Raw genomic sequence first — 10890 nt, 5'->3', positions numbered from 1 at the left:
ACCTAGAGCGGTCCTCGGGAAGCGGAACCTGTCCTCTGAGCAGTAACCGGGTCCGCGAGGGGTGCGTCGCGGGCGCAACATAGCCGACGATCGCCGGTTGGCCAAACCGGCGCTTCTCCAGACCATTGAATGACCAGGGGGCGCTGACGCGTCCCGATGTCTCGTGTGAGGAATCAAGTAGCTTGTCGCAGCTCGCAATAGATGAATCGTCCTTGCTCTCTGTGGACCGCGTCCGTGCCCTCCTGGAATGGGTTCGGGAGGAATCTCTGGGAGCTATTTACCCCTTCTTCGTCTCCATGGCGAGCACTGCGCTGTCGCCGGGTGAAGCTGCCTCGGTTCGGGTGCACGACGTGACGCTCCCGGACGGGGAGTTCGGGGAGGTGCTGGTCCGTTCCGGCGAGGGTCGAAGGGTCCCTCTCACGCCGGAAATCGTGGGTGTGCTGAGGCGCTGGATCGACCGCGCGGGCCTGAAGGCTGGAGATCTGCTGTTCTCCGGTGAGCAGGGCGGGCCGTTGCCGTCCTGCGAATACAGGAGGGTGTGGATGTTGGCTCGCCAGGCGGTGTTGAGTCCGGCCGAGGTCCGAGCGGGTGTGGGGGAACAGGTCTCCAGCCTGCGTGATTCCTCTCTGGACGCCTGGCTGAAGGCGGGTGTTCCTGTGTGGGGCGTTGCCGAGTGGGCTGGTGTGAGCGCGAGTTGGATCGCGCTGCGGTACCCGCATCGCTTCCGGCTGGAGGACGTCGAGGTCGACTGGGATCACTTGGAAGAGATCCTGAGCCTTCCGAACACCGCAAAGCGGTAAGTTCCGTTCATGTGCTCGGACTTACGGTCCGAGCAAGGGCCCTCCGGCCGCACAAATCCCCGAACGTCGGCGGTCCACGCCTCGCCGCGGCGGCGACCCTGTCACGTGACTCAAGCCCCTGAGCGATATGGTACCACTGCCCTGACAGGGCTGGTAGACCCTCGCCCTGGACCGCGGGCAGTCCCGCTCGACTAATTCGTCGGCTTGGTCATCCCATCCCTGTTTCCGAGGACCGCGCATGCCTGCCCGTTTGCTGTCCATCCCCGCTGTCGCCGCCGCCCTGGATGTCGACCGCCGCACCGTCTACCGCTTCATCGCCGCCGGAGATCTCTCCGTCGTCGACCTACGCACCGGGACGGAACGTTCCCGCGTTCGTGTCCCTGCTGCCGAGCTGGAGGAGTTCATCGCCAGGAGGCTGGTTGTTTCCCCGCGCCCTCGTCGCTGATCTCTCACCCCAAGTCCGGCGCTCACCGTTTCCGAACGAAGGAGTAGTACCGCGTACCTGCGCAAGTTGAAGTCCGGCAAGTGGCAGGCGACCGTTCGTAACCGGGCCGGAGACCGGTTCAGCGAGTCCTTCCCTCTCAAGGCCCAGGCGCGAGCCTGGGGCATCGAACCAATGATGCCTGATCTGCTGTTTTGCGCACAGCCGTCCAGGCCGACACTATTTCGATGACTCACCATGTGGAGTGCGTGGCGATTTTGGAGCCTGCCGCTAAGGGCGCCTGACCTGCAGGTTTGAGTATCGCCGCGCCGGGCCCGGGGGAGCTCGGCGGGCGGCTCAGCCGCGCTGGGTGCGGATGAGGTCGCGGTACCACCCGAAGGACGCCTTCGGGGTGCGGACCTGGGTGTCGTGGTCGACGTGGACGAGGCCGAAGCGCTGGTGGAAGCCCTCGGCCCATTCGAAGTTGTCGATCAGGGTCCAGGTGAAGTAGCCGCGTACGTCGACTCCTTGGGCCACGGCGGCGTCGACGGCCTGCAAGTGGGTGTTCAGGTAGTCGATGCGGTCGAGGTCGAGGACGCTGCCGTCCGCGTCGACCACGTCCTCGGACGAGCAGCCGTTCTCGGTGATGTGGATCGGCGGGAGCGCCGGGTAGCGCTCCTTGAGGCCGACGAGCAGTTCCCGTAGACCGTCGGGGACGACGGGCCAGCCGAAGGCGGTGCGGCGGTAGCCCTCCAGGGGGACATCCTCGAAGGGCAGCCCTTCGCCTTCGGATGTCGGCGCCTGTATCCGGGTCGGGTTGTAGTAGTTGATGCCGAGCGCGTCCAAGGGAGCCGAGATCAGTTCGAGGTCGCCGTCCTGGACGGAGCCGCCCAGGGTGGCGTCCGCGCCGTAGGCCGACAGGTCGGGGTAGGCGCCCGTGAGGATCGGGTCGTTGAACAGGCGGTTGTGCAGGGCGTCGTAGGCGCCCGCGGCGGCGATGTCGGCGGGTGCGTCCGAGGCGGGCCGGACCGGGGTGCAGTTGTTGGCGATCATCACCTGGAGGCCGCGCGCCCGCAGTTCTCCCAACGCGAGGCCATGACCCAGGAGTTGGTGGTGGGCCACGGGGAGGCAGTCCAGGAAGAGGGTGCGGCCCGGTGCGTGGGTGCCGAGTCCGTAGCCCCAGACCGTGTGGATGAACGGCTCGTTGAGCGTGATCCACTTCTGGACGCGGTCACCGAGCCGGTCGGCCATGAGGGCGGCGTACTCGGCGAAGCGGTACGCGGTGTCGCGGTTCAGCCAGCCGCCACCGTCCTCCAGGCCCTGTGGGAGGTCCCAGTGGTAGAGGGTCGGGACGGGCTCGATGCCGTGTGCCAGCAGGCCGTCGACCAGTCGGTCGTAGAAGTCCAGACCCTGCGGGTTGGCCTCGCCCGTGCCGGTGGGGCGGATCCGGGGCCAGGCCACGGAGAAGCGGTAGCCGGTGAGGCCCGCCTCGGCCATCAGCGCGATGTCCTCCTCGTACCGGTGGTAGTGGTCGCAGGCCACGTCACCGGTGTGCCCGTCGCGGACCGTGCCGGGGCGGGCGGTGAAGGTGTCCCATACCGAAGGGCCGCGGCCGTCCTCCTTGGTGGCGCCCTCGATCTGGTACGACGCCGTCGATGCGCCCCAGATGAAGTCCGCGGGGAGATGGTTCAGTGTCACGTCTGGCCTCCTGAAACATGAGCGTGGCTCACGTTAGCTGCTCGGAGTGGGATGATGGAAGCGTGAATCAAGACCGCAACGCAGGGGCGCTGCGCAGGATGCCGGTCCAGAAACGCAGCGCCGAACGCTTCGAACGACTCCTCGACGCCTGCGCCCAACTCCTGGACGAGATCGGCTATGCCGCGCTGACCACCAAGGAAGTGGCCCGCAGGGCCGACGTGCCCATCGGCACCCTTTACCAGTTCTTCTCCGACCGGGAGGGGCTGATCGGTGCGCTCGCCGTCCGCAACCTGGAGTCGTTCTTGGCCCGGGTCGAGGGCCGCCTCGAGCGCGAGACACCCGACGACATCCCGGGCATCGTGGACGTCACCGTCGACGAGTTCGTCGCCATGCGCCGGACGATCACCGGGTTCGGCGTGGTCGACTTCGGCGCAGTGGGACAGGACCACGTCCTCAACCCGTCCCTGGACAACAACACCGCGGTCGCCGGTCGACTGCGTTCACTGACCGCTTCCCTGACCGGAGTCCAGGACGACGCCGAGCTGGAGATCACCATCCGAGTGGCGCTGGAATGCGCGGACAGCGTGCTGCAACTGGCCTTCCGTACCGACCCGCAGGGCGACTCCCGGCTGATCGCCGAGTGCAAACACGTCCTCAACAGCTATCTGGCCGACCGGATCCGGTGACAGCCGCCGACGGGGCCAGCCTGCCTCGGGCCAGCCCGCCTCCGGCTTCTGAGCACCGCTGCCAAGCCCCTGGCGGCCGAAAACCGGCCGGGGCCGGTCGGATCAGGAGAGCTGATCCGACCGGCCCCGGCCCTGGGCGCCGCCTCATGGGCGGCTCAGTCCGCGTAGACGCCGACCTCGCGCAGTGAGAGGCCCCACTTGGTGCCGCGCTCCAGCCCCTTGACGCGTACGTAGCGCGCCTGGGTCCGGTCGAAACGTGCCGTGTCCAGGCCGCCGTCACCGGCGGTGGTGGACCAGGCCGACTGCCAGTCCGTGCCGTCCTGCGACAGCTCGACGCGGTACGACTTCGCGTACGCCGCCTCCCAGTCGACGGTGACGCGCTTGACCGGCTTCGCGGATCCGAGGTCGATCTGGAGCCACTGGTCGTCCTTCCACTCGCTGGCCCAGCGGGTGTCCTTGTCTCCGTCCACGGCCTTGCCGGGCGCGAAGCTTTCGAACGGGTTCCACCACTCCGAAGAGGATGCGGTGGCGGCCGCGCCCGAGGCCAGGTTCTTTCCGAGTTCGTGCTTCTCGGAGTTGCCCCAGGTGCTCAGGTAGGACTCGGCACCCGAGAAGAGGTCGTCCACGACCTCCTTGCCGCCGACGTTGCGGATGTCCTCGATCCAGTCCGGGACCATGCCGTAGTGCGCCGCGCCATCGGTGTTGAAGTTCCAAGTGCGCTCGCCGGTGGTCTGCTTGTCGACCACCGAGCCGCCGTCCGTGCTGCGGAAGGGGTACTTCACCGGGTTGGGTGCGTCCCCGCCCCGCGGGGCGGGCCAGCCGCCGAGACCATTCATGTCGGTGCCGTAGCCGTAGCCGACCTTGTACTTCTCCCGCAGCGCCGCCTTGCTCTTGGCCTCGTCGCTGAACGGCCCCGCGACGCTCATGTACTGGGCGGCGAACCCGCCGAGCTTGTAGAGCCGCTCGGTCCATCCCGAGTCCATCCAGCTGTGCGAGGAGATGACGCCCGGATACGCCTCGGACTCCAGGACCTCGAAGGCCTGGTCCGCGGCCTTGACGCTCATGTGGTCCAGCTCCAGCATCATGTGACGCTTCATCATGCCGCGTACCGCGTACTCGCCCAGGCCGGTGAGGCCGCGGACGTTGCACTGCGCACCCGAGGCGTACGAGGGGACGGAGACTCCCTTCGGCAGCCGCTTCTCGGCCTCCGCCGCCGTCGCGTTGCCGATGGGGTTGTCGTGTTGCGGGCCGCGGCAGGTCTCCGTCTTCCAGAAGGTGCCGGTCGACAGGAACTGGCCGACGTTGATGGCCGTGCCGAGCGTGCCGGAGTCGAAGCGCACCCCGCACAGGGCGTTGTCGAACTTGTGGCACAGGAACATGCTGCTCACACCCAGCTTCTTCAGCTCGTCCAGGCCGCGGTCGATGTCCTCCTTGCCGCACTGCGCCTTGTCCAGGATCTGCTTGCAGCCGAACGGCTCGGAGGTCTCCACCCCCAGGACGACGGCCAGCTTGCCCTGCTCGACGACCTCACGGGCCTGCGTGCTGCTGGTGACGATCCGGAACCAGCCCTTGCCCGGGCCGCCGTACATCTTGTCGACGAACGCCTGCATCTCGTACGACTTCTTCGCCTCGAGACGGATGGCGTCCATCTCGTCGCAGCCGCGGTCCTTGAAGAAGTAGATCGAGCAGATCACGCCGTTGGTCACCAGGTCGTTGACGAGCACCCGCTGACCGCCGCGCCAGGCCCGCTCGATTCCCGCGTAGTAGTTCTGCTGGTGGGTCAGCGAGTCGTGGGCGGGCCAGTCCTTGAACGTGGGCCACCCGTTGGGGTCGTGCTTGCCGTCGCCGCCCTTGGTGATCATGTCGAAGATGGCGCCCGTGCCGTCGGGGTAGTGCTCGGGGCAGTCCTTGAGCGCGTCGGCGACGCCCTGCTCCGAGAACGGCTTGCCGCAGAGCAGTCGGCCGCCGAAGCCCTCGTTGGACATGATGTGGTCGTGGGCGTCGACGAAGCCCCGCACCTTCCCCTGGGAGTCGGTGCCCTTGAAGGGCTCACCTGTGACGCCGACCTGCGCGTCGGGTGTGGGCCGCGCGGTCGGGTTCCACCAGCCGGGGTCGGGTTCCGCCGCAGAGCTCGGCATGGTGCCGAGCAGCAGGGTCATCGCGGTGAAGAGCAGGAGAGCCACCGTGAGGGATCTACGCCTTCGGCGTGGAGGGTGAGCGATGTTCATCGCCGTGATCCTTAAATGTGAGGGGTGCTCATGTTTGGCTCACACGATAGGGATACGGATCCGCAAGGCCAACCCCCTGACGGCGGCTATCGCCGGGAAAGGGGAATGGGTGCAACGGTCTTCGCTTCGACGGAGCCTGATGGTGGGTCAGCGACGGCCCGGCGGGACCAGCCCGGCCTCGTACGCGGAGATGGCCGCCTCCACCCGGTTGCGCGCGCCCAGCTTCGCGAGCACCGCGCTGACGTGCGCTTTCACCGTGCCCTCGACGAGGTGCAGCCGCCCGGCGATCTCCGCGTTGGACAGCCCCGCCCCGACTCCGGCCAGCACCTCGCGCTCACGTTCCGTGAGCCGCTCCAGTGAGCGGTGGGGGTGTGCGGCCCGGTGCGCGCGCAGCCCGGCGATGACCCGGGCGGCGACCCGCGGGGACAGATAGGCCCCGCCCGCGCCCACCGCTCGTACCCCGTTGAGGAGTTCCCTCGGGTCGTCCGCCTTCAGCAGGAAACCGTCGGCGCCCTCTTCCAGGGCGCGGGTGACGTACTCGTCCTGACCGAAGGTCGTCAGCATGATCACACCGACCGCCGCGGACTCCTTGTGGAGGCGCGCCGCCGTCGTCAGCCCGTCCAGGCCGGGCATCTGGATGTCCAGCAGGACCACGTCCGGCCGGTGCAGCCGGGTCAGCGCGATGGCCTCGTGCCCGTCACCCGCCTCGGCGACCACTTCGACGTGCGCGTCCCGGGCGAGGATGGCCCGCACCCCCGCCCGGACCATCGCCTCGTCGTCGGCCACCAGGACCCGGAGGGGCCGACTGCCCGGTGTCGTCTCTTCCACGCCGGGAGCCTACGGCCGACTCTTCGTGCCGTCCGCCTGCTACCTGGCCTGGCAACTGTCGACGAGTGTGCTGCCGCCTTCCCGGTTCGAGGAGTTGACCACCGGCCGACCGCGCGCCGAACTCGCCCCGCTGCTGCCTGCCCGCGCCTACCCCTACCCGTCCGACCAGGCCCGTTCCGCATCCCGGCCGCCCGAAGCCCGTTGCGAGTTCTATCGTTCCGGCCGCGGCCTGCTGAACGAAGTCGACCTCTACCGGCTCTGCTGGTCGGGCGACACACTCCTGACGAAGGACACCGTGCCCGCCGACCACCCCTGACCGCCGGTCGCTCGTCACTCGTACCGGTACTTCAGCGAATCCGCTTCCGCCTGCTCGATGTCGGCGATCGTCAGCTCCGGCATCCGCAGCTGGGCCAGCGTCACCTCGGCCGAGGCGGGCTGGGCGTCCGCGGGCAGCCACTGCTCCGGCTTCCACGCCCCGCTGCGCAGCAGCGACTTGGGGCAGTGCGGATAGACCTCCTCGATGCCCACCACCAGCGCACTGGCCGGGGGCTTGCCCACGGCGGTCAGCTGCGAAAGGAGGTCCGGGCGGGTGGAGACGCAGGCCCGGCCGTTCACCCTCAGCGTCGTGGTGCGCCCTGGAACGACGAACAGCAGCCCGGCCCGTCCGGTGGCGATGACGTTCTGCAGGGTGTCCAGACGCTTGTTGCCGGTCGCGTCCGGTATCGCCACCGTCCGGTCGTCCAGGACGGCGACGAACCCGGCGGGGCCGCCGCGCGGGGAGACGTCGCAGTTGCCCTCGGCGTCCGTGCTGGCGACCAGGACCAGCGACGAGCAGCCGATCAACCGCCGGGTCTGATCGGTGAGTTCGGTCATCTGCTTGCGAAAGGCCGCGTCCTTGGGGAGTTCGTAGGTCCGGCGGAGCGTCTCCTGGTCGGACACGGCGTCGAGGCGGAGCGAGTCGAAGGCGCTGCTGGCAAGGGATGTCGTCATGCCTCCGACCCTAGTGGGCCGATCTGCGACGGATCCTGGCCTGTGCGTACGAGGGCGTACAGGCCCGATGACGCGCGATGCGGGTCGTGCTCACACGGCCGTGGCTTCCGTGGCGGTCGTCGCCCAGGCCGTCAGGGCCTCGGCACGTTCGGCCCGGCGGGCGGCCGTGTCGGTGGTCTGTGTGGCCCATGCGATGTGGCCGTCGGGGCGCACCAGGACCTCCGAAACTTCGCGTAGGTCGTCGCGGTCCTCGTGCGCCGCGAGGTCGATCAGGACGAAGTGATCCGGCGCGAGGAGTTCGTACACGCGGGTCTTCGCCGAGTCCGCCGTGCTCAGTCCGATGTCCGGCATGCGTCGGCCCACCAAGGGATGGGTGTCTTCCCGCGGTGATGCGTACGCCGTGCCCAGTGCGGAGACGCGGTCGGCGAGGAGTCGGTTGACGTCCTGGATGCCGAGCAGTTCGTCGAGGAGTGTGCGCAGAGCTGTTGCGGGGGCCTCGTACTGTGGGATGAGGGGGAGTTCGGCCAGGAGGAGTTGGACGGCGGTGTTCTGGGTGACCGCCTGGCCGACCGGGCGTCGTTCGTCTTCGTAGCTGTCCAACAGGCCTGCGGGGGCCCGGCCGTTGAGCTCGGCGGCGAGTTTCCAGCCGAGGTTCATGGCGTCCTGCAGGCCCATGTTCAGTCCCTGCCCGCCTGCCGGGAAGTGGATGTGGGCGGCGTCGCCCGCCACCAGGACGCGGCCGTTGCGGTAGCGGTCGGCCAAGCGGGTCGCGTTGCCGAAGCGTGAGAGCCACCGTGGGTCGGCTATGCCGCAGTCGTCGCCGCAGATGCGTGTCAGGGAGTCTCGGAACTCTTCCAGTGTTACGGGCTCCTCGGCGGGGGCTCGCATGCGCTCGGGGTCGATGTAGACGAAGCGGGTGAGTCCCGTCTCCAGTGGCACGACCATGACGCCGTTCGCCTGTGCGGCCCCGAGCGCCTCGGGGGAGGCGTCGACCACCGCGAAGTCGCCGAGTACGCCGGTGAGCGTCTCGTCCGTGCCGGAGAAGCCGATACCGGCCGCCCGGCGCACCGCGCTGCGGCCGCCGTCGCATCCGACGACGTATCTCGCCCGGGATGTGGTGGCCCGGCCGTTGCTGTCACGGAGATCGATCGATACGCCCGCGTCGTCCTGCGTGAGCCCCAGGACCTCGTGCCCGCGGTCGATCCGTACGCCCAGTTCGAGAGCCCGCTCCTCCAGCAGGGCTTCTGTGCGCGCCTGGGCCAGGAACAGGGTGTAGCCGTGCCGGGTGTCCAGCGCGCTGAAGTCGAGCCGGGTGGGGAGGTTGGCGAAGTGCCAGCCCGGCAGGGTCTTGCCCGCTGACAGGAAGCGGGGCAGGAGGCCTCGCATGTCCATCAGTTCCACGCTGCGCGGGTGCAGCGTCAGGGCCCGGGAGTTCTGTGTGGCCTCCGCGCGGCGCTCCACGATCCGCACCTGCGTTCCGGCCAGGGCGAGTTCACACCCGAGCATGAGGCCGGTCGGCCCGGCGCCGACGACGATGACATCAGGTTCCATGACTGCTCCCTCATTAGTGAACACCGTTCACGTGAACGATGTTCACTATAGTGAGGGGCATGACCTCTCCGTCAACCCCGAGCAGGGGCCGCCCGGCGCGGCTCGACCGCGCGAAAACCGTCGGCACCGCCCTTGAGCTGCTGGACGACGTCGGCCTCGAAGCGCTCACGATGCGCAGGCTCGCCGACCGGCTGGGGGTGCAGGCCGGGGCGCTCTACCGCCACTTCACGACCAAGCAGGACCTGCTGACCGCCATGGCTGAGCGCATGCTCGGTGACATCGACGCGTCACCCGGGGCGGCCGGGGCAGCCGGGGCGGCCGACTGGGCGGGACGGCTGAGGGCGCTCGTCCGAGCGATGCGCCGGGCGCTGCTTGCCCACCGTGACGGTGCCCGGGTCTTCGGCGGCACCCACTCGGTCGGCCCGCACACGCTGGCCTTCGCCGAAGCCGCCCTCGGGGTGCTCCGCGAGGCCGGGTTCAAGGACGAGGACGCCGCCCGCGCGTTCATGGGCATGGTCAACTTCACCCTCGGTCACACGCTGGAGGAACAGGCCGCCTCGGCGCCGGACGAGGGCGGGGCGCCGGGGGACGTGGGCAGTCTGCGGGAAGCGGTACTGGCCGGGCCCTACCCGCACCTCGCTGCCACGATCACCGTGCTCACCAGCGCGGACTTCGACGCCCACTTCGAGTTCGCCCTGGACGTCCAGATCGAAGGGCTGCGGCACCTGCGATCCGGCGCCGAGTGAGCGCCCCCGCCGCGTAGGTGTGGGCGGGAGGGGAGGGAGGGAGAGAGGGGGCGGTTCCGGCGGCCTTGTGGGTGGTGCGTGCGCCGGGGAGCTCACTCTGCGTCATCACTTCCGGGAATTGACGACATCCTCGGCACTCTTCCTGGGCATACCCGAATCGCATATTCGTCATTGAGGCGACAGCGAGGAGCCGTGGTGCCCCACAGCGAACCGGCCCTGATCGAGAACGACTTGGACATCGTGCCCGTGGGCATGCGGAGCGGAGACTTACTCCGGCGTGGGGATCACGCACTGTTCGGGGTGAGCACAGGGAACAGCTACTTCACCCGGCGGTGTCTGGCCGAGGTGATGACATGGGCGGTGGACCGGTTCGCGGTCGTGGACGTCGTGCACGCCGATGTCGCCCTGGAGGAGATGTTGGAGGCCTTCGGCTACGAGCGACCGGCCGCGCACAGAAGCGTGGCCAAGCAACTGCGCGGGGTCCGGCGGCGCATCAAGGGCGCTCTGGAGGACGTCGGCCCGGACGCGGGGCGCGTACGGGTGCGGCCGCTGTCCGACTTTCTGGACCAGCCCGGATACCGGGAGGTCCGCGCGCAGGTCCGCACCGCGCTGCAGACCGACATGGAACTGCGGTCCGTCCGGGATGCCATGGCCCACCAGTTCCTCGCCAAGCGACTGGCGCCCGGCGCGCTGCCCCTGCCCGCGCAGACCGAGGCGGCGCTCGACTACGTCAACGCCGAGCTGCCGTTCTTTGTCGACACCCCGCACATCCTGGGCGTCGACTCGTCCGTCCACTGCTACCACACCGTCCTGGCACTGGGGCGCCTGCTGTTCGGCGAGCGCCCGACGGGGCTGCTGCGCCCGGCCGACACCCAGGGGTACGCCATCGTCGCGGCCTGCCTCGCCTGACCCTTCGGTTGACCCGTCCGTGAGGCCCGGGGG

The 10890-nt window shown here is 68.9% G+C and carries 11 protein-coding genes; 6 read left to right on the top strand and 5 right to left on the bottom strand.

Going from position 1 to position 10890, the window contains the following annotated elements:
* Positions 1-182: 182 nt before the first annotated feature.
* Both ABZV77_RS03550 and ABZV77_RS03545 read left to right on the top strand, forming a co-directional pair.
* Positions 183-800 (top strand): hypothetical protein, encoded by a 618-nt coding sequence (locus tag ABZV77_RS03550; protein WP_356249798.1) that lies wholly within the window; start codon positions 183-185, stop codon positions 798-800.
* Between the two features lie 238 nt (positions 801-1038).
* Entirely contained in the window at positions 1039-1245 is a 207-nt protein-coding gene (locus ABZV77_RS03545) for a helix-turn-helix domain-containing protein (RefSeq protein WP_356249796.1), read from the top strand.
* Positions 1246-1578: 333 nt separating this feature from the next.
* Here the strand turns inward: ABZV77_RS03545 and ABZV77_RS03540 are convergent, their stop codons facing one another.
* Positions 1579-2919, bottom strand: a complete 1341-nt coding sequence (locus ABZV77_RS03540) for a GH1 family beta-glucosidase (RefSeq protein ID WP_356249794.1) — start codon at positions 2917-2919, stop codon at positions 1579-1581.
* A gap of 62 nt (positions 2920-2981) precedes the next feature.
* Here ABZV77_RS03540 and ABZV77_RS03535 point away from each other — a divergent pair, with 62 nt between their 5' ends.
* Entirely contained in the window at positions 2982-3605 is a 624-nt protein-coding gene (locus ABZV77_RS03535; RefSeq protein WP_356249793.1) for a TetR/AcrR family transcriptional regulator, read from the top strand.
* Positions 3606-3760: 155 nt separating this feature from the next.
* Here the strand turns inward: ABZV77_RS03535 and ABZV77_RS03530 are convergent, their stop codons facing one another.
* Both ABZV77_RS03530 and ABZV77_RS03525 read right to left on the bottom strand, forming a co-directional pair.
* Positions 3761-5833, bottom strand: a complete 2073-nt coding sequence (locus ABZV77_RS03530; protein WP_356249791.1) for a discoidin domain-containing protein — start codon at positions 5831-5833, stop codon at positions 3761-3763.
* Between the two features lie 147 nt (positions 5834-5980).
* Positions 5981-6601, bottom strand: coding sequence for a response regulator transcription factor (locus ABZV77_RS03525; RefSeq protein WP_356250178.1), 621 nt, complete (start codon positions 6599-6601; stop codon positions 5981-5983).
* Positions 6602-6686: 85 nt separating this feature from the next.
* On the opposite strand from ABZV77_RS03525, the gene ABZV77_RS03520 reads away from it, so the two are divergent.
* Positions 6687-6977, top strand: coding sequence for a hypothetical protein (locus ABZV77_RS03520; protein ID WP_356249789.1), 291 nt, complete (start codon positions 6687-6689; stop codon positions 6975-6977).
* A 14-nt stretch (positions 6978-6991) separates the two neighbouring features.
* Here ABZV77_RS03520 and ABZV77_RS03515 read toward each other — a convergent pair whose 3' ends face one another.
* Positions 6992-7651 carry an MSMEG_1061 family FMN-dependent PPOX-type flavoprotein gene (locus ABZV77_RS03515; protein WP_356249787.1) on the bottom strand — a complete coding sequence of 220 codons (660 nt, stop codon included), beginning with the start codon at positions 7649-7651 and terminating at the stop codon, positions 6992-6994.
* 90 nt (positions 7652-7741) lie between these two features.
* Positions 7742-9202 carry an FAD-dependent monooxygenase gene (locus tag ABZV77_RS03510; RefSeq protein WP_356249785.1) on the bottom strand — a complete coding sequence of 487 codons (1461 nt, stop codon included), beginning with the start codon at positions 9200-9202 and terminating at the stop codon, positions 7742-7744.
* 59 nt (positions 9203-9261) lie between these two features.
* Between ABZV77_RS03510 and ABZV77_RS03505 the strand changes: the two genes are divergently transcribed.
* The gene (locus ABZV77_RS03505) at positions 9262-9948 is read left to right on the top strand and encodes a TetR/AcrR family transcriptional regulator (RefSeq protein ID WP_356249783.1); all 687 of its coding nucleotides are present in this window, start codon (positions 9262-9264) and stop codon (positions 9946-9948) included.
* A 78-nt stretch (positions 9949-10026) separates the two neighbouring features.
* Positions 10027-10857 carry a tRNA-dependent cyclodipeptide synthase gene (locus ABZV77_RS03500; protein ID WP_356249781.1) on the top strand — a complete coding sequence of 277 codons (831 nt, stop codon included), beginning with the start codon at positions 10027-10029 and terminating at the stop codon, positions 10855-10857.
* The last annotated feature ends 33 nt before the right edge of the window (positions 10858-10890 follow it).

It is taken from the genome of Streptomyces sp. NPDC004732 (assembly GCF_040609235.1).
Lineage (GTDB): Bacteria > Actinomycetota > Actinomycetes > Streptomycetales > Streptomycetaceae > Streptomyces.
This window is presented reverse-complemented; position numbering and strand designations above follow the sequence as displayed.